The following is an 18,511-nucleotide window of genomic DNA, read 5'->3' on the forward strand; positions in this document are numbered from 1 at the left end:
CGGGAGCGATGCAGCAGAAGGGGCGCCTCGGCGCCCCTTCTGCTCTACTGCGTCGACGCGGTCGTCTGCCGCCCGTATTCCTGCCGCTTCATGCTCACGTAGGTGTTGCGGTCCATCTCGTGCAGCTGCGCCGGATAGCGTTCGGTGGCGCTGAACCACTCGTTGATGCGCTTGTCCACCCGCTGCGCCTGCGGGACGTCCATCGTGTCCAGGTAGGTATCGATCGCCAGGTAATAGCGCATCGCGTTGCGTTCGACGGCGCCGCGCACGCCATTGGTGGTGAAGCCGGTCTTGCTCGCGCCCGCCGTGGCCAGGTAGGCCTGCATCGCGAATCGGCCGCTGCCGCCGAAGCCGTACGCGTAGCTCATGTGCATGAAGGTGTGGTTGCCATCCAGCGGCACGGCCTCCACCACGATGCGGTAGTCGCGCGTTCCGAAGGGACCCTCGCCCGCGTTCAGCCGCGTCTCCAGGTAGTTGGCGTTGGCGGCCGCATTGCTGAAACTGAAATCGAGGCGGTAGGCCTGTTCGACCGGCTGGTTGTACTTGCGGCCGATGCGCACGCTCAAGGTGTTGCCGTGCGCCGCGCAGGCCTTGGTGTTGAAAGGCAGCAGCATGATGTCGCACCAGGCGCTCGGATCCGCCAGCGCGCCCTTCACCTTGTCGAAGGGATGGTCGAGCACCGCGTAGACGTCGCCCTGCAATGAGTTGCTTCCCTCCGTCGAGTCGATGGTGAGCTGGCGGCCATAGGAGTTGTTCTGCAACTGCGGCTTCAGCTCCGTGTAGCGGCTGCGCAGGCCTCCCGCGTCGGCATGGGCGCCCATCGCGCCCATCGCCAGCAGGCAAGCAGTCCCCACACCCGCCAGCAGGCGGGCGCATCGATTGAAGCGCGTCATGCGTGTTTCCCCTCGGAATCGGCTTGCGCTTCTTCTTCCAGCAGCGAAGCCTCGTTGGACGGCGTCCCGGACGATTCCGACTCGTCTTCCAGGAAGGCCTGGACGTCGAGCTGGATGCCGCCCATGAACAGCGAGTGCGGCGCCACGTCGAACACGTAGCGGCCACGCGGGTTGAGCACCAGGCGCATCCGCAAGCGCGGCTGGTCGATCCCCTCCCACGCGCGGATCAGCCGCGTGCGCACCAGGTTGTCCGGGCACTGCAGCGACTTCAGCTTGTGGTGGTTGGATGCCAGGTCCACCGCGTCCAGGTACCAGGACGACTGCTTGTTGCGCGCGAGCAGGTTGGCCGACAGGTCGACCTCCAGCGTCAGCACGTTGCCGTCGACTTCCAGCACGAGGTTGCGTCCGAGCAGGCCGCCGCTCGCCTCCCCGTACTTGTACGTGAGGTTGAGGTGGGAAGGCGTCTTGCGCAGCGAATATTTCATGGGCATCACCCGATGGGCCGAGCGTGACGCACGCGAGACGGCACCGGTGTAGGACGCCGCAGTGAGTCCCTGTGCGTGCGCTCGGCCTTGCAGGGCGCGCGGGCGCGCCCGACGATTCCTACAAGCGCTCAGTGCTTTTGGCCCACGGGCTGGCTCGTCCAGCGTCCCAAGATGAGGGGGACGACTGATTTCCATCACCTGAACACAAGGAGCAAGCCATGGCTGCTGAAGAACGCGAAGACCGGGACATGAACCGCGACCCCATCACCGACGAACCGGGTGCCCACCCGATCGGGACCGGCATCGGTGCCACGGGCGGCGCCGTGGCCGGCGCGGCTGCCGGCTCCATCGCGGGCCCCGTGGGCGCGGCCGTCGGCGGCGTCGTGGGCGCGGTGGTCGGCGGCCTGGCCGGCAAGGCTGCGGGCGAGGCGGTGAACCCGACCGCCGAAGAAGCCTACTGGCGCGACAACTACAGCAAGGAGCCCTACTACGAGCAGGGCCGCGGCTTCGACGACTACAGCCCCGCGTACCGCCTGGGCCTGTCGGGGCGGCAACGCTATCCGGAAGACCAGTGGACCAGCGTCGAGCCGCGCCTGGGATCCGAGTGGGACGACACCCGCGGCAACTCGACGCTCAACTGGGACCGCGCGCGCCCGGCGTCCGAAGCCGGCTGGCGCCGCGCCGACGAGCAGTACCGCAGCTACACCCCTGGTGCCTCCGGTGGCCAGCGCAGCACGCCCTCCGCGATGGGGACCGCCGGCGCGGTCGGCGCGATGCAGACGGCCGGCAACAACGACGGCGACCGCGGCGACGTGGTGGACCTGCTGAAGGACCTGGCGGAATGCTGCAAGGACGGCGAATACGGCTTCCGTGAGTGCGCCGAACAGGCCAAGAGCGAACAGCTGCGCTCCACCTTCCTGCAGCGCGCGGACGACTGCCGGAAGGGCGCGCAGGAACTGAACGACTGCATCCGCCAGTACGGCGGCAGCGTCGAGGACGGCGGCAGCGCGATGGGCGCCATGCACCGCGGCTGGGTGTCGATCAAGTCCAAGCTGACCACCTACGACGACAAGGCGATCCTGGAAGAGGCCGAGCGCGGCGAGGACAATGCCAAGGCGCGCTACACGAAGGCGCTGCAGAAGAACCTGCCGGCCGACGTGCGCCAGGTGGTGGAGCGCCAGATGCAGGGCGTGCAGCGCAACCACGACCAGGTGAAGATGCTGCGCGACCAGTTCCGCAACAGCTGAGTGAACGATGGGGCGGCCCTGGCGCCGCCCCGTTTCCCGCCGGATGGCAGACAAGAGCGCCCTTCAGAAATACCGCGACAAGCGCAACTTCGACGCGACGCCGGAACCGGCGGAAGGCGGCGAAGTCAATGAGGCTGCGCGCAGCTTCGTGGTCCAGAAGCACTGGGCCACGCGGCTGCACTACGACTTCCGGCTGGAGCTGGAAGGCACGATGAAGAGCTGGGCGGTGCCCAAGGGCCCCAGCTACGACCCGGCCGACAAGCGCATGGCGATGCCCACCGAGGACCATCCCATCGCGTACAACCGCTTCGAAGGCACCATCCCCGCCGGCAACTACGGCGCGGGCAAGGTGATCATCTGGGACAAGGGCACCTGGATCCCGCTGGAAGACCCGCAAGAGGGCTTTCGCGACGGCAAGCTGAAGTTCGAGTTGCGCGGGCACAAGCTGCACGGGCACTGGACCCTCGTGCGCATGAAGGGGCGCGGCAACGGTCGCGAGGATCCCTGGCTTCTGATCAAGGAGCGTGACGCATTGGCGCGGCCGGCCGCAGAATTCAGCGTGGTCGATGAAATGCCCGACAGCGTGCAGTCGCTCGCGGACCGCCCGGTGGCCGTGCCGGGCCAGGCCGCGCGTGCGCCGGCGGCATCCGGCCCTCCGCAGGGTGCGCGCGAGGCGCGCCTGCCGGCAAAGCTGCAGCCGGAGCTCGCGGTGCTGGTGGACGCGCCGCCGCAGCGGCCGGAGGACTGGATCTTCGAGATCAAGTTCGATGGTTACCGCATGCTGGCGCGGGTCGAGGACGGCCGGATCGAACTGGTCACCCGCAACGGCAACGACTGGACCTCGCGCCTGCCCGGTCTGGTGCAGGCGCTGCGCAGCATGGAACTGCCCGACGGCTGGTACGACGGCGAAATCATCATGCCGGGCGAGGACGTGCCGGCCGACTTCCAGGCGCTGCAGAGCGCCTTCGACACCCGGCGCACCGAGCAGATCGTCTACTACCTGTTCGACCTGCCCTACTGCGCCGGCCACGACCTGCGCGAAGTGCCGCTGGTGGAGCGCCGCGCCGTGCTGCAACGCATCGTGGAGCGCAAGCCCCACGACAACGTGCGCTTCAGCGCGGTGTTCGACGCCGCGCCACAGGACATGCTCGATTCCGCCTGCCGGCTCGGCCTGGAGGGCGTGATCGCCAAGCGGCGCGATTCCGCTTACGTCTGCCGGCGGTCCAGCGACTGGGTCAAACTCAAGTGCAAGCGCCGGCAGGAATTCGTCATCGGCGGTTGGACCGACCCCAAGGGCGCACGCACCGGCATCGGTTCGCTGCTGCTGGGCGTGCACGAAGAAGACGGCAAGCTGCGTTACGCGGGCAACGTGGGCACCGGCTTCAACGAGAAGACCCTGCGTGACCTGCGCCGGCAACTCGATGCTCTGGCCGCCGGCCACAAGCCGTTCGAGGCCGGCAGCGGGCTGCCGCGCGATGCCCACTGGGTGAAGCCCGAGCTGGTGTGCGAGGTGTCGTTCGGCGAATGGACCCGCGACGGCAAGGTCCGGCATTCGGTGTTCCATGGGCTACGCACGGACAAGCCGGCGAAGGCGATCGGCGAGGAGCCCGTGCTGCATGCACCCCCGCCCGACGCGCCGGCGGCCGCGCCCCCCAAGTCCCGCAAGAAGGCGGTTGCCCCGGCTTCGGCCAAGTCCACCGCCGCTGCCGAGGTCGCGCTGCCGCCCACATTGCGGGTGAGCAATCCAGACCGCATCGTCGATGCGCAAAGCGGCACCACCAAGATCGCGCTGGTGCGCTACTACGCGCTGGTGGCGCCGCTGATGATGGCGCACCTGCAGGACCGGCCGATCGCCATGGTGCGGGCGCCGGACGGCATCGACGGCCAGTTGTTCTTCCAGAAGCACCTGGACCGCTACAAGATGGCCGGCGTGGTGCAGCTCGACCCCTCGGTCTTTCCCGGTCATCCGCCGATGGTCAAGATCGCCGAGCCGCAAGGGCTGCTGTCGGCCGCGCAGATGAACGTGGTCGAGTTCCACACGTGGAACGGCGTGGTGCGCACCATAGACCGGCCCGACCGCATGACCTTCGACATCGACCCGGGCGAAGGCGTGAGCTGGGCGCAGATCCAGCAAGGATCGCAGCTGGTGCGCACGATGCTCGACGAACTTGGCCTGCCCTGCTTCCTCAAGACCAGCGGGGGCAAGGGCCTGCACCTGGTGGTTCCGCTCAAGCCGAAGTTCGACTGGGACACGGTGAAGGACTTCTCGCAGGCCATCGTGCAGCACCTGGCGCGCACGTTGCCGGACCGCTTCGTCGCCAAGAGCGGTGCCAGCAACCGGGTGGGCCGCATCTTCATCGACTACCTGCGCAACGGCTATGGCGCCACGACGGCTTGCGCCTGGTCGGCCCGGGCTCGGCCCGGACTGGGCATCTCGGTCCCGGTGCGCTGGGACGAACTGCAGGGCTTGAAGAGCGGCGCGCACTGGACCGTCGCGACCGTGCACACGCGGCTCGACCAGGGCAACGATCCCTGGGCGGAGTACGAAGGCAGCCGCGCCAGCCTGGCAGCGGCGATGAAGAAGCTGGGATTCGCGCCGCGCTGAGGGCGCGGTCGCCTCAGGCGGAGGCCGTCACCCAGGGGAAGCGCAGCACGATGCGTTCGCCGTCGCGCTCGACCCGGGTGCTGTCCGCCGCGGCCAGCGCCTGCAGGTCGTCCCAGGTCAGCTTGCGGTAGTTCCTCTCGGACTGCAGCCCCTTGTCGCCTTGCGTCGGTCGCACGGAAATGGAGACGAGGGCATCGGTCCCTTCGGCCGCAACTGACAGGGCCAGGTCCGCGGGCGCGGCACTGTGGTCCGTGCAGTGGATCAACGTGGCCGCGAGCAGGTTGCGGATGCCCGAGCGCCGCACCAGGCCCGGCAGTTCGACTGTTTCGTCGCGCAGCGCATAGCCGCGAAAGCTCAGGCTGGTGGCCAGCAGGCCCAGCGATTCACGCACCGCGTCGCGCACCGAGCAGGTCGCCGCATCGTCCGGCGCGAGCCAGCTCACCACGTCGACGCACGACTGCAGCGCGGCGCGGGCAAAGCCGTTGATCTTGCCTGCACTGTCCTGCACGTGCGCGAGGTCGGGGGTGGGCGCGCGCAGGCGGCGGTCCATCACCTCGTAGATCATGCCGATTGGCTGCAGGTTAACCACCAGGTGGTGCCGCATGGATGGCGCCAACCGGCGCAGCAAGGCATAGCGCGCGGCTTCGGCTGCGGCGGAGGGCGGGTTCGGAGTGGAGGTGGAGGCCATGGAAACTTGCGCTTCGGGACGCGCGCATCCGCGAAGGAAGGCGTGTTATAGCACCCTGGGACCTGGGTCCAATGGCTGAGGTCGGTTGCCAACGAACGCCTGGCGGCGGCGATCGTCAGCTACGGGGCGCCCGCGCAGCGGTTGCGCGAGAGGGCCCCAATTCTTAAGTTCACCTAACTTGAAAATGTAGGTCTGCGCAGTTTTTCTCCCGAATCGAATGGCAGACACTGCAGGCTCGCTCCGGAGGTCCTGCATGCGCCCACGTTTCCTGTCCCTCTCCCTGGCACTGGCGGCCCTGTTCGCGCCGCTGCATTCGGCCCTGGCGGCCTGGCCCGAGAAACCGATCCGGCTGATCGTGCCGTCGGCGCCCGGCGGCGCGCCCGACGTGCTGATGCGCGCCCTGTCGGCGCAGCTGTCGCAGCAGCTGGGCGTGCCCATCGTGATCGACAACAAGCCAGGCGGTTCGTACACCATCGGCACGATGGAGCTGGTGCGCTCCCCCGCCGACGGCTACACGCTCGCCTACGGCAACGTGGTGTCGCTGGCCACCAACCGCTCGCTGCTGCCCAACGTTCCCTACGACGTCGACCGCGACCTCACGCTGGTGTCCAATGCGGTGCGGGTGGTGAACCTGCTGGCGGTCAACAACAACGTGCCGGTGAAGACGGTGCCGGAACTGATCGCCTACGCGAAGAAGAACCCGGGCAAGCTGGCGTTCGCTTCGGACGGCAACGGCACCACCGCCCACCTGGGCGTGGAGCTTTTCAAATCGATGACCGGCACCTACATGCTGCACGTGCCCTACAAGGCCGCCAGCTCCGCCGTCACCGACCTCATCAGCGGCGGCGTGCAGCTGATGATCGCCAACACGCCGGTCCTGGGCCCGCATGCGCAAAACGGCCGCATCCGCGCGCTGGGCATCTCCTCGCTCAAGCGCTCGCCCACCTATCCCGACGTGCCCCCGATCGCCGACGCCGTCCCCGGCTTCGAGGTGGTGGCCTGGGGCGGCATCGTCGCGCCCGCCAACCTGCCCAAGGACATCGTGACGCGCCTGAACGCCGAGATCCGCACGGCGCTCGCCAGCTCCGCGGTGCAGGAGCGCTTCAGGATGCTGGGCGCCGAGACCTCGCCCAGCACGCCCGAAGAGTTCCGCGAGCTGTCGCGGCGCGAGACCGAGAAGTGGGCGAAGGTGATCAAGATTTCCGGCGCCAAGATCGACTGAGCCCGCGGCCCGCACGCTTCCCGTACGCACGACACCATGAGCCCCTGGCAAGCCGCGCAGCCCGGCGACCCCGTCGATGCGATCGACACGCCCGCGCTGGTCCTGGATCTGGACGCCTTCGAACGCAACCTGCAGCGCATGGCCGACGCCCTGCGCGGCAGCGGCGTGCGGCTGCGTCCCCACGCCAAGAGCCACAAGTGCCCGGAGATCGCGCGCCGACAGCTGGCGTTGGGCGCGGTGGGCATCTGCTGCCAGAAGGTGAGCGAGGCGGCGGTGTTCGTGGACGCGGGCATCGCGGACGTGCTGGTCACCAATGAGGTGGTGGGCGCGGCGAAGCTGGCGCGCTTGATGGCCCTCGCACGGCGCGCCTGCATCGGCGTGCTGGTGGACCATGCGACGCAGGTGCGGGCCCTGGCCGATGCCGCCCGCGCAGCGCAGGTTGCGCTGGACGTGTACGTGGAGGTCGACGTCGGCGCCGGCCGCTGCGGCGTGCCCCCGGGTGCGCCGGCCGCGGCGCTGGCGCAGCTGGTGGCGGACAGCGCGCCGCTGCGCTTTGCCGGCCTGCAGTGCTACCACGGCCCCGCGCAGCACCTGCGCGATCCGAAGGTACGGGCCGCCGCCATCGCCGAGGCCGCCGCTGCCGCCCATGGGACGCGCGAGGAAATCGAACGGCGCGGTGTCCCGGTGCCCATCGTCACCGGCGCTGGCACGGGCACCTTCCAGCACGAGCGTGACTCCGGCGTGTTCGGCGAGCTCCAGGCCGGCTCCTACGTGTTCATGGACCGCGACTACGCCGACAACCAGCGCGCGCCCGACGGCATCGCCTTCGAGCACGCGCTGTTCGTCCGCACCACCGTCATGAGCCGGCCCTCCGCCGCGCGGGCCGTGGTGGACGCAGGCCTCAAGGCCTCCAGCGTCGACAGCGGCATGCCCGTCGTGTGGCAGCGGCCCGAACTGGATTACGTGAAGGCGGCCGACGAACACGGCGTGCTGGCGACACCCGACGCCGTCTCCCCCGCGCTGGGCGACGCTCTGATGCTGGTGCCCGGCCACTGCGACCCCACGGTCAATCTCTACGACGAGCTGGTGTGCATCCGCGGCGCGACCGTGGAAGCCGTCTGGCCGATCGCGGCGCGCGGCGCGCGGCTCTGAACCTCCTTCCCTCCGGAGCACACATGCAGGACCCCTTCGACCTTCTCATTCGCCACGCCCAGATCGTGGACGGCACCGGCGCCCCGCGCTTTGCCGGCGACATCGGCATCCGCGGCGACCGCATCGAGCGCATCGGCGACCTTGCCGGGCGCAGCGGCCGCAGCGAGATCGACCTGGCCGGCCACATCGCCGCGCCCGGCTTCATCGACTGCCACACGCACGACGACCGCGTGATGCTGTCCGGCGGCGAGATGGCGCCCAAGGTCAGCCAGGGCGTCACCACCGTGATCGGCGGCAACTGCGGCATCTCGCTGGCGCCCATGCCGCGCCCGGTGCCGCAGCCGGTGACGCCGCCGCTGAACCTGCTGGACGAAGAAGGCGGCTGGTTCCGCTTTCCCACCTTCGCCGCCTACCTGCAGGCCCTGCGCGCGCAACCGGCGGCCACCAACTGCGCGATGCTGGTGGGCCACACCACGCTGCGCGTGGCCACGCTGGACGACCTGGAGCGCCCCGCCACCCCGGCGCAGATCCGGCAGATGCGCGCGCTGGTGCAGGAGGCCATGGAGGCCGGCGCCATCGGCGTGTCCACCGGCCTGTTCTACGAGCCCGCGATCGCCGCGCCCACCGAGGAGGTGATCGAGACCTGCCGGCCGCTCAAGGACTTCCAAGGCATCTACTGCACCCACATGCGCGACGAGGCCGATGGCATCGTCGATTCGCTGCAGGAGACCTTCCGCATCGGCCGCGAGGTGGGCGTGCCGGTGGTGATCTCGCACCACAAGCTGGTGGGGCAGAAGAACTACGGCCGCTCGGCCGAGACGCTGGAGCTGATCCGCCGCCAGATGGCGCTGCAGCCGGTGTGCCTGGACTGCTATCCCTACACCGCGGGCTCCACGGTGCTGTCGGCCGACCGCGCCGCCAGTTCCAGCCGCGTGATCGTCACCTGGTCCAAGGCACTGCCCGAATTCGCCGGCCGCGACCTGGACGACATCGCCCGCGCGCTGGGTGTGCCGCAGGAGGAAGCGATCCGCCGCCTGCTGCCCGCGGGCGCGATCTACTTCCGCATGGACGAGGCCGACGTGCAGCGCATCCTGCAGTTCGACGAGACCATGGTGGGTTCGGACGGCCTTCCGCACGATGCCGCGCCGCATCCGCGCCTGTGGGGCAGCTTCCCGCGTGTGCTGGGTCACTATGGCCGCGGGCTGGGCCTGTTCCCGCTGGAGAAGGCGGTGCACAAGATGACCGGCCTCACCGCCCGCAACTTCGGCCTGGCCGACCGCGGCGTGCTGCGCGAAGGCGCCTTCGCCGACCTGGCGCTGTTCGACGCCGACACCGTGGACGAAGCCGCAACCTACGAAAAGCCGATCGCCGCGGCGCGCGGCATCGACACCGTGATCGTCAACGGCGCCGTGGTCTGGCGCGAGGGCCGTGCGAGCGGCGCGCGGCCCGGCCGCGTTCTCAAGCGCACGCCGCAGGAGGGCCATTGAGATGGGCCAGCCCCTCACGAGCCTGGAAACTCCCGCGCTGCTGCTGGATGAGGCGCGCATGAAGCGCAACATCGAACGCATGCGCCGTCAGGTGGAGCGGCTGGGCGTGGCCTTCCGGCCGCACGTCAAGACCAACAAGTGCCACGAGGTGGCGCGCCGCCTCATGACGAGCGACGAAGGACCGATCACCGTCTCCACGCTGCTGGAGGCGGACTACTTCGCCGAGCGGGGCGTGAAGGACATCCTGTACGCGGTGTGCATCGCGCCCAACAAGATGGACCACGTGCTCCGGCTGCAGGCGCGCGGCGCCCGCATGTCCATCATCCTGGACAGCGTCGAGGCGGCACGCATGGTGGCGCAGCGGCTGGCGGCTGCACCGGCCGACGTCGGTGTGCTGATCGAGGTGGACTCGGACGGCCACCGCTCCGGCGTGAAGCCCGAGTCGCCCGAATTGCTGGACATCGCCCGCACGCTGGCCGAAGGCGGCGTTCCCGTGCGCGGCGTCATGACCCATGCCGGCAGCTCCTACGACTGCCGCAGCCCCGAGGCGCTGCGGGCGATGGCGGAGCAGGAGCGCGCCGCGATCGTGCTGGCCGCGCAGCGCCTTCGTCATGCCGGCTTTGCCTGCCCGGTGGTGAGCGTCGGCTCGACCCCCACCGCGCTGTTCGCCGAGCACCTGGACGGCGTGACCGAGCTGCGCGCCGGCGTGTACGTGTTCTTCGACCTGGTCATGGCCGGCATCGGCGTGTGCGCGGTCGACGACATCGCGCTGTCGGTGCTGGCCACGGTGATCGGCCACCAGCGCGAGAAGGGCTGGACCCTGCTGGACGCCGGCTGGATGGCGATGTCGCGCGACCGCGGCACCGCGGGCCAGCCGGTGGACCAGGGCTACGGCCTGGTGTGCGACGTCCAGGGACGGCCGCTGGCCGACTACATCCTGGTCGGCGCCAACCAGGAGCACGGCATCATGGCCCGCCGACCCGGTTCGGTCGCCGACACGCTGGAGCTGCAGGTGGGCCAGCAGGTGCGCATCCTGCCCAACCACGCCTGCTCCACCGCGGCGCAATATGGCGCCTACCAGGTGGTGGGCCAGGACGGCGCGGTCACCGCCACGTGGCAGCGCTTCAGCGGCTGGTAAGGAGACTCGATGCTGATTCTTTCGGAACAGGACGCGCGCGCGCTGGTCGGCGTCGAGGACGCCATCGCGGCGGTGGAACAGACCTTCGTCGCCATGGCGCGCGAACAGGCGCGCAACTACCCGGTGGTGCGCGAGGTGCTGGGCTACCAGGACGCCGTGTTCGGCGTGAAGACCGGCGCCGACACCAGCGCGCCGCTGCTGGGCCTGAAGGCCGGCGGCTACTGGCCGCACAACGCGAAACGGGGGCTCACCAACCACCAGTCGTCCACCGTGCTGTTCGATCCGGAGACGGGCCGCGCCAAGGCGGTGGTGAGCGCCAATTACCTCACCGGCGTGCGCACCGGCGCCGCCAGCGCGCTGGCCACGCGCACGCTCTCGCGGCCGGACAGCAGCGTGCTGGCGATCATCGGCACTGGGGTGCAAGCGGCCTACCAGCTCAAGGCCACGCTCGCCGTGCGGCCCATCCGCCGCGTGCGGGCCTGGAATCCGTCACCCGACAAGCTGCGCGACTTCGGCCGCATCGTCGAAGAGCTGGGTCTCGCCTTCGAGCCGCAGCCAAGCCCGCGCGAGGCCGTGGCCGAGGCCGACGTGGTGATCACCGTGACGCCCTCGCAGCGGCCCCTGATCGAACACGGCTGGCTGCGTCCCGGCACGCACGTGAGCGCCATGGGTGCGGACACCAGGGGCAAACAGGAACTCGCAGCCGCCCTCGTGGCCGCGGCGGCGGTCTTCGTGGACGAACCGGCGCAGGCCATCTCCATCGGCGAATGCCAGCATGCCTTCGCCGCCGGCCTGATCACGCTGGCCGACGTGCGCGGTACGCTGGGCGAGGTGATCGCCGGACTGAAACCCGGCCGCCGCTCGGACGGCGAGATCACCCTGTTCGACGGCACCGGCGTCGCGCTGCAGGACCTGGCGGTGGCGGAACTGGCGGTGCGGCTCGCGCTGCAGCAGGGCGTGGGAGTGCAGGTAGAGTACTAGGCATGCCCAAAGACGCGACGGACCTGCGCTTCTTCGTCGCGATCACCGAGGCCGGCTCCCTGGCGGAGGCCGCGCGGCGGATGGACGTCACGCCGTCCGCCGTGTCGCAGCACCTGCGCCAGATGGAACAGCGCCTGGGCGTGCAGCTGGTCCAGCGCAGCACGCGCCACTTCAGCCTGACCGACGAGGGCGAGTTGTTCTACGCCGGCGCGGTGGACCTGCTGGCGCAACTGGACCAGCTCACCGACAACCTGCGGGCGCGCTCCGGCGAGGTCGCCGGCAAACTGGACGTCTGCGGGCCGCTCGGTTTCGGCCGCCGCTACCTGGCGCCGCTGCTCGCCGAATTCCACACGTTGCATCCTCGGCTGCAGGTGTCGCTGACCCTGGCCGACGCGGTGACCCCGACCGAGGCGCCGCGCTTCGACCTGGTGGTGCACATCGGGCACCTGCCCGACTCCAGCCTGGTGGCCTATCCGGTCGCGCCCAACGCGCGCTTCCTGTGCGCGTCGCCCGACTACCTGGCACGCCGGCCGGCGCCGCAGAAGCCCGACGAACTGGCCGCGCACGACTGCATCGTGCTGCGCGAGAACCAGGAGGACGTGACGCTCTGGCGGCTGCGCCGCAACCGAAGCGAGGTCGCCGTGCGCGTGCCGCCCGCGCTGTGGAGCAACGACGGCGAGGTGGTGAAGCAGTGGGCGCTGATGGGCAAGGGCATCATGCTGCGCTCGGAATGGGACGTGGCCGACGACCTGCGCGCAGGCAGGCTGGTGCGCGTGCTGCCGGAGTGGAAGCTGCCTGACGCCGACGTCGTGGCGCTGGCCGACCACCGCGCGGGACTGCCTGCGCGCGTGCGCTTGTTCCTCGCCTTCCTGCAGCAACGCTTCCAGCCCCGGCCACCGTGGCGCGATGCGGGGCGGGGGGCTGCAAGCGGCACGGCGCGCTGACGCAGCGTCCTCAGCGGCGACTCGAGCGCCAGATCGCGAAGATGACCCAGACGCTGTTGCAGAACGCCATCAGGAAGCCGAGCGATCCGAGCATCGTGAAAATCGGAATGCCGAACAGCTCCGGGCCGGAAGTGACCGTCATCACGAGCGACGAGCCGATGACGACCGACGCGGTCATGATGGCGACGGTGAGGCGGTCGATCGTGCTTTCGAGCCTGCGGCCGAAGCCGTCGAGCCGCTTCAGGTCGAGGTCGATGCGCAGGCGCCCGCGGCGCGCATCCTTCAGCAAGCGCGCGAACTCGCGCGGCATCGAGCCGACCAGGCCGATGAACTGCCCGAGGCTCGCGCCGCCGCGTCGTCCCATCTCGGCGGGCGCGTAGCGCGCCGCAAGCGCGCGGTCGACGAAGGGCTTGAGCCGATCCACCAGGCGGAAGTCCGGATCGTACTTGCGCGCGGACCCTTCGAGGGTGACCAGGGCCTTGAACATCAGCGTCAGGTCGGACGGCAGCACGATGCCGTGTTCTCGCACCAGCGCCGTGAGGCGCCCGAGGAGCGCGCCGACCCGGATCTCCTTCAGCGGCAGGTCGGCGAAGTCGGTCACGAGCTCGTCGACATCGGCGGCGAGCCGCTCCTCGTCGACCGGGTCCTCGCCGGCCCAGTCGAGGAATACCTCGAGGATGGGCTCGTGGTCGCGGTGGGCGATGCCCGACACCACGTCGATGATCTGGTTCCGCCGCACCGTCGACAGCCGTCCGACCATGCCCACGTCGATGATCGCGAGTCGGTTGCCGGGCAGGTAGATGACGTTGCCGGGGTGCGGATCGGCCTGGAAGAAGCCATCGACCAGGATCATCTTGAGCACAGCTTCCGCGCCCCTGAGCGCGAGTTGCTTCGCGTCGAGTCCCGCACGCTCGATGCCCGCATGGTCTTCGCCGCGGACGCCGTCGATATGCTCCTGCACGTTCATCAGGCTGCTGGTCCACGCCATGTAGACCTTCGGGATCAGGACGTGAGGCTCGTCCTGGAAGTTGCGCGCAAAGCGCTCGATGTTGCGGGCCTCGAGCGCCAGGTCAAGTTCGCGCATCAGCGAGCGGCGGAACTCCTCGACCACGCGGGCCGGCTGGTAACGCCGCGCCTCGGGCACTTCGCTTTCGATGACTCGCGCGAGGTGCGCAAGCAGGCGCATGTCGGCCTCGATCTTGGCCTCGATGCCCGGACGGCGAACCTTCAGCACGACATCGCGGCCGCCGTCGCGCAGGCGTGCGCGATGCACCTGGGCGATCGACGCGGAACCGATGGGTTCGCGTTCGAGGTCGACGAAGACTTCGGAGGCCGGCCGACCGAGCGACCGTTCGATGACCGGCAGCAGCTCCTCGAACGGCACGGGCGCGGCGCTGGTGTGCAGTTGCGCCAGTTCCTCGGTCCATTCGGGCGGCAGCAGGTCCTCGCGGGTCGACAGCATCTGGCCGAGCTTGATGAAGGTGGGGCCAAGATCCTCGAAAGCCAGCCGCAGGCGGTGCTGCGTCTCGAGCCGGGTGCTGCGGGACACCTCGCCCCAGTGCAGCACGGCGCCTGCGCGCTCGAGGAACGAGACGACTCCGATCCGGCGCACGAGGTCGCCGAGCCCGTGCCGCATGAACACCATCGTGATCTCGTGCAGGCGCGGCAGATCGCGCACCACGCTCGGCGGCGTCTCACGCACGGGCGGACCTATTTCGCTTTCTTGGATTCCGCCTGCTGGCGCAGCGCGTCGGCGAAACCGGCGAGCAGGCCGCTCGTGAGCAGCGACATGTTGGCGCCGTACTCGCGCACCGTCTCGAAGCCCGGGACCGTGCGCGCGCGATAGGACTCGTTCATGCGGTTGGCGAACTCGCCCAGCAGCTGGGCGATGCGGACGCTCGCGTCGGCGCCGACCCGCTGCGCGTGCAGCGCGAGATCGACGAGCTCGCGCCGGATGTTCCCCGTGCTGGCGTCGGCGACATGGTTGGCGGCGGCGACGAAGTCGCCCTGCAATTTCTGCAGGGCCGCGAAGGCGTTCTTCAGGTCGTTGTCGGAAAAGTCGTTCCCGCGGGAGGCCAGCGCCGTGAGCGCTTCGTGCGCCGCCTGCGAAGACGCCTGCAGCGCCTGGTCGAAGCCGCGCAGCGCCTCGACAAAAGCCTCGCGCGCCTGCGGGGTGTCCAGCGGCGGCTTGATGGCGCCGCCGCTCATCGCGCGCACGACTTCCTTGACGCCTTCGGTGTCGAGCTGTTCGCCCGCAAGCAGCTGGGCGGTCAGTTGGCGTACCCGTTCCCGGATCGCCTGCTCGTCGGCCTGCGTGGAGGAATCCGCATTCCCCCCCGGCGGTGTCGGATCGGTCATCTCACGACTCCCGTGTGTCGAAGCAGGGCAGGATAACCCGATTTGCGCACCTGGTCATGCCGAAGCGACCGCCATCGAGCGCGAGGACGGATTCGCGACGCTGGACAGCCTGCAGGCCGACTCGTCCTGGTTCTCGCGGCTCGCCGGCTACGTGCAAATGCGCGTGCGGGCCGAATCGCCCGTCTTCAAGCGGCCTCATCGGCGATCGGGAGATCCGGGCGCATCGACTCCAGCGCCGACAGAAGTTCGGCAACGGTGGGCAAGGTGTCGAAGGGCCCGCCGTTCCAGACGTAGCGAACCACGCCAGCGCGATCGGCGGCCACCACCAACTGTGGCGACTGGAAGCGTCCCATGCGCAAAGCGGGGGTCGGCGGCGGTGACTTTTCGCCGTGCAAGACCAGGTCGCTGGCCACCATCGCGGTGGACGTCACCCAGTTCTCGGCCAGTGCGCCCAAGCTCTGGCGTTCCAGCTCAACTCCGTAGGCCAGATGCACGCGCCAGTCCGCATCGCAGAGGTAAGGAGTGGCCAGGTGGTAATTTCGAAAATAGAGGTTGGCCTCTTTCTGCGTGTTGTGGGTGATCTGCAGGATCTCGGTGTCGAGCGCCACGAATTGTGGGTAGGCGTGGCTCAGGTGCGCCATGTTGCGGCGGCAGAAGGGACAGTACAGGCCCTTGGAAACCACAGCAGCAGATTCTTGCGGCCCAGGTAGTCGGACAAGGCGACCTCGCCGCCGCCCGCCGCGGCCAGCCGGAAATCAGGCGCCTTCTCGCCGAGTTTCGGGTGAGTGTGCGTGGACTGCTCCATGGTGGTCGATCCGGCGATTCCGCGGACGCAATGATGGACGAAGCGGAACGCAGCGGCAAGGATCGGCCGCACGGGACCAGCTGTTGAGCAGCGGCAGTTCCTCGCTGTCGCCTGCATGATGTATTGCCAGCCGCGACGCCCGGACGTAGCCTTTCAAGGCACCTCCATGGGGTGAGGAGGCCTGTACGCTCCATCCCCTCGCGCTCCTGCTCGGCGTCACCTCGCTGTACCTGGCTGCAGCCAAGGTGGGATTGATGTATGCGGTCGTGGGCAGCACCGTTTCCCTGGTGTGGGCACCCAGCGGAATCGCGCTGGCGGCGCTCCTGGTCTTCGGCTGGCGCATGGCCATCGGCGTGGCCTTGGGCGCCTTTCTCGCCAACGTCGGCACCGGGATTCCACTGCTGGCCGCCTGCAGCATCGCGCTCGGCAACACCTTGGGAGCGGTGGTCGGCGCCATGCTGCTGTTGCGCTTTCCCGGCTTCTACATCGGACTCAAGACCAGGCGCGATGTCTTCGCCCTGATCGTCTTCGGCGCCATGCTCGGGACGATGGTGAGCGCGTCGGTGGGCGCCGCAACGCTTGCAATGACAGGAACGATGCAGGACCCTGCAGCCGTCTGGTTGAAGTGGTGGCTGGGAGACATGATGGGGGTGCTGGTCGTGGCGCCGCCCTTGCTGCTGGCCACCACGGCCACGCTGCACGCACCTTCGGCCCGGAAGGTCGCGGAGGTTCTTTTCCTGCTCGCCGCGCTGGTGATCGTCAGCGTGAAGATCTTCGGCGCCCCGGAACTCGAGGCCGGCCGCTACTACGTCGCGCCGCTGGCCGTGTTTCCCTTCCTGATGTGGGCGTCCCTGCGGTTCCGTCAACTGGGTGCCAGCCTGGTGACCCTGGTCTTCTCGCTCGTCGCCGTATGGGGAGCATCCCACGGCACCGGCCCCTTCATGACCGGGAAGTCGCTGGACGACCTGGTCCAGTGGAGTGCGTTCACGATCGTCGTCGCAGTCACCGGCCTCGTGCTGGCGGCGTCGGTTGCCGGGCAGCGCCGAGCGCAGTCGGACCTCAGGCGCCATGTCGAGCAACTGGAAAACCACATCGCGGCGCGAACCCACGACCTGATGGCCATCAACGCCGATCTGCACCAGGAGATGGCCGAACGCCGCAAGCTGGAGATCGCGCTGATTCGCGTGAGTGAAGAGCAGCGGCGCGCGATCGGGGCCGAGTTGCACGATGGTCTTGGCCAGCACCTGACCAGCGTCTCGCTGCTGTGCGCAAGCTTGCGGCAAGGGCTCGCCGCTCGGGCACAACCGGAGGCGGGCGCGATGGCCAGGATCGAGGAACTGGTCAATGAGGCGGCCGCGATGAACCGATCCGCCGCCCACGGCCTGTACCCGGCCGCCTTGGAACATGGTGGCCTGATCGGGGCCCTGGAGCGACTGGCCGACGACGTCAACGCGCTCAAGGGCATGAAATGCGTGGTGCGTGCCGGCCCTGGTGTGCAGGTGAGCGACCCGTTGGTGGCCATCAACCTGTATCGCATTGCCCAGGAGGCCCTGAACAACGCAGTGAAGTACAGCCAGGCGTGCCAGATGCTGATCGAGCTGCGTCGCGTCGACGGAGAGCACCGTCTCATCCTGCGCGACAACGGGATCGGCCTGGAGACCGCGCCCGCTCGCGCGGACTCGGGGCTGGGCATGTTCAGCATGCGCTATCGCGCGAGCCTGCTGGGGGGTGTCCTGCAGGTCACGAGCAACCTCCCGCGCGGCACGACCATTGCGGTGACCTACCCTGACCTGGAGCGCCAGCTTGAGGAGACGCACAATGCATGAAGGCGAGAAGACCCGGATCCTGATGGTGGACGACCATCCCATCGTGCGGGAAGGCATGGCGCTGTTCCTCAACGCGCAGCCGGACCTGCACCTGTGTTGCGAGGCGGCCAGTGCCGAAAGTGCGATGCATGAGCTGGCCACATGCAATCCCGCGCTGGCCATCGTGGACATCTCCCTGCAACAGGAGAGCGGCCTGGACCTCATCAAGCTGATGCGCCGCCGCTACCCGACCCTGGCCATCCTTGCCATGAGCCTGCACGACGAATCGATCTTTGCCGAACGGGCCCTGCGTTCCGGCGCGAACGGCTATCTCATGAAGCATGAAGCCACCGCGAACATCCTGGCGGCCGTGCGGCTGGTGCTGTCGGGCGGCATCTACCTCAGCGAGGCGATGCACCTGCGGCTGGCCCAAAAGGTGGTCGCGCCCGGTGGCTCCATCGAGTCATCCATCGCCGGACTCAGCCAACGCGAGTTCGAGATCCTGCACTTGCTGGGGCTCGGCTTCGGGACGCGACAGATCAGCGAAAAGCTCAACCGCAGCGTCAAGACCATCGAAGCCCACCGCGCAAGCCTCAAGGAAAAGCTGCACCTGGAATCCGGCGCGGCCCTGGTCCGCTTTGCATCGCAGTGGACCGAAGCGCGTTAGATCGCGCATGCTGGCAACCCGACCAAATAGGGGA

At 68.9% G+C, this 18,511-nt stretch carries 17 protein-coding genes; 10 read left to right on the top strand and 7 right to left on the bottom strand.

Going from position 1 to position 18,511, the window contains the following annotated elements; all coding sequences use genetic code 11:
- Window positions 1-44 precede the first annotated feature (44 nt).
- On the bottom strand, window positions 45-893 hold the full coding sequence (locus AC1DSA_RS00430; RefSeq protein ID WP_477884927.1) for a hypothetical protein: 849 nt from the start codon (window positions 891-893) through the stop codon (window positions 45-47).
- The gene (locus tag AC1DSA_RS00435) at window positions 890-1,378 is read right to left on the bottom strand and encodes a hypothetical protein (RefSeq protein WP_477884929.1); all 489 of its coding nucleotides are present in this window, start codon (window positions 1,376-1,378) and stop codon (window positions 890-892) included. Before AC1DSA_RS00435 ends, AC1DSA_RS00430 begins: the two co-directional genes overlap by 4 nt.
- 218 nt (window positions 1,379-1,596) lie before the next feature.
- Between AC1DSA_RS00435 and AC1DSA_RS00440 the strand changes: the two genes are divergently transcribed.
- Window positions 1,597-2,625: a ferritin-like domain-containing protein gene (locus AC1DSA_RS00440; RefSeq protein ID WP_477884931.1), complete on the top strand. Its 1,029-nt coding sequence runs from the start codon at window positions 1,597-1,599 to the stop codon at window positions 2,623-2,625.
- Between the two features lie 43 nt (window positions 2,626-2,668).
- A complete protein-coding gene (gene ligD / locus AC1DSA_RS00445) occupies window positions 2,669-5,230 on the top strand; it encodes a DNA ligase D (protein WP_477884933.1) in 2,562 nt (853 codons plus the stop codon).
- A gap of 13 nt (window positions 5,231-5,243) precedes the next feature.
- On the opposite strand, the gene AC1DSA_RS00450 is transcribed toward ligD, so the two are convergent.
- Window positions 5,244-5,918 carry a hypothetical protein gene (locus AC1DSA_RS00450; RefSeq protein WP_477884935.1) on the bottom strand — a complete coding sequence of 225 codons (675 nt, stop codon included), beginning with the start codon at window positions 5,916-5,918 and terminating at the stop codon, window positions 5,244-5,246.
- A gap of 253 nt (window positions 5,919-6,171) precedes the next feature.
- Here AC1DSA_RS00450 and AC1DSA_RS00455 point away from each other — a divergent pair, with 253 nt between their 5' ends.
- The 6 genes from AC1DSA_RS00455 to AC1DSA_RS00480 are packed head-to-tail and all read left to right on the top strand — an operon-like array spanning window position 6,172 to window position 12,842.
- The gene (locus AC1DSA_RS00455) at window positions 6,172-7,140 is read left to right on the top strand and encodes a Bug family tripartite tricarboxylate transporter substrate binding protein (RefSeq protein ID WP_477884937.1); all 969 of its coding nucleotides are present in this window, start codon (window positions 6,172-6,174) and stop codon (window positions 7,138-7,140) included.
- A gap of 36 nt (window positions 7,141-7,176) precedes the next feature.
- Window positions 7,177-8,292 (top strand): DSD1 family PLP-dependent enzyme, encoded by a 1,116-nt coding sequence (locus AC1DSA_RS00460; RefSeq protein ID WP_477884939.1) that lies wholly within the window; start codon window positions 7,177-7,179, stop codon window positions 8,290-8,292.
- Window positions 8,293-8,315: 23 nt separating this feature from the next.
- A complete protein-coding gene (locus AC1DSA_RS00465) occupies window positions 8,316-9,779 on the top strand; it encodes an N-acyl-D-amino-acid deacylase family protein (protein WP_477884941.1) in 1,464 nt (487 codons plus the stop codon).
- 1 nt (window position 9,780) lies between these two features.
- On the top strand, window positions 9,781-10,917 hold the full coding sequence (locus AC1DSA_RS00470) for a DSD1 family PLP-dependent enzyme (protein ID WP_477884943.1): 1,137 nt from the start codon (window positions 9,781-9,783) through the stop codon (window positions 10,915-10,917).
- 9 nt (window positions 10,918-10,926) lie between these two features.
- The gene (locus AC1DSA_RS00475) at window positions 10,927-11,898 is read left to right on the top strand and encodes an ornithine cyclodeaminase family protein (protein WP_477884945.1); all 972 of its coding nucleotides are present in this window, start codon (window positions 10,927-10,929) and stop codon (window positions 11,896-11,898) included.
- Window positions 11,899-11,900: 2 nt separating this feature from the next.
- Window positions 11,901-12,842: a LysR family transcriptional regulator gene (locus AC1DSA_RS00480; protein ID WP_477884947.1), complete on the top strand. Its 942-nt coding sequence runs from the start codon at window positions 11,901-11,903 to the stop codon at window positions 12,840-12,842.
- 10 nt (window positions 12,843-12,852) lie between these two features.
- Here AC1DSA_RS00480 and AC1DSA_RS00485 read toward each other — a convergent pair whose 3' ends face one another.
- The 4 genes from AC1DSA_RS00485 to AC1DSA_RS00500 all read right to left on the bottom strand — a co-directional run bounded on the left by AC1DSA_RS00485 (window position 12,853) and on the right by AC1DSA_RS00500 (window position 16,077).
- Window positions 12,853-14,523, bottom strand: a complete 1,671-nt coding sequence (locus AC1DSA_RS00485) for an ABC1 kinase family protein (protein WP_477884949.1) — start codon at window positions 14,521-14,523, stop codon at window positions 12,853-12,855.
- 29 nt (window positions 14,524-14,552) lie between these two features.
- Complete coding sequence (locus AC1DSA_RS00490) at window positions 14,553-15,200, bottom strand: DUF6781 family protein (RefSeq protein ID WP_477884951.1); 648 nt, start codon at window positions 15,198-15,200, stop codon at window positions 14,553-14,555.
- A gap of 185 nt (window positions 15,201-15,385) precedes the next feature.
- Window positions 15,386-15,808 carry a hypothetical protein gene (locus tag AC1DSA_RS00495; protein ID WP_477884953.1) on the bottom strand — a complete coding sequence of 141 codons (423 nt, stop codon included), beginning with the start codon at window positions 15,806-15,808 and terminating at the stop codon, window positions 15,386-15,388.
- A 20-nt stretch (window positions 15,809-15,828) separates the two neighbouring features.
- Entirely contained in the window at window positions 15,829-16,077 is a 249-nt protein-coding gene (locus AC1DSA_RS00500; protein ID WP_477884955.1) for a hypothetical protein, read from the bottom strand.
- 134 nt (window positions 16,078-16,211) lie between these two features.
- Between AC1DSA_RS00500 and AC1DSA_RS00505 the strand changes: the two genes are divergently transcribed.
- Entirely contained in the window at window positions 16,212-17,831 is a 1,620-nt protein-coding gene (locus tag AC1DSA_RS00505; protein WP_477885938.1) for an MASE1 domain-containing protein, read from the top strand.
- Complete coding sequence (locus AC1DSA_RS00510; RefSeq protein ID WP_477884957.1) at window positions 17,824-18,477, top strand: response regulator; 654 nt, start codon at window positions 17,824-17,826, stop codon at window positions 18,475-18,477. The genes AC1DSA_RS00505 and AC1DSA_RS00510 overlap by 8 nt, the downstream gene beginning before the upstream one ends.
- Window positions 18,478-18,511 lie beyond the last annotated feature (34 nt).

It is taken from the genome of Ramlibacter sp. P4_H7 (genome assembly GCF_056400765.1).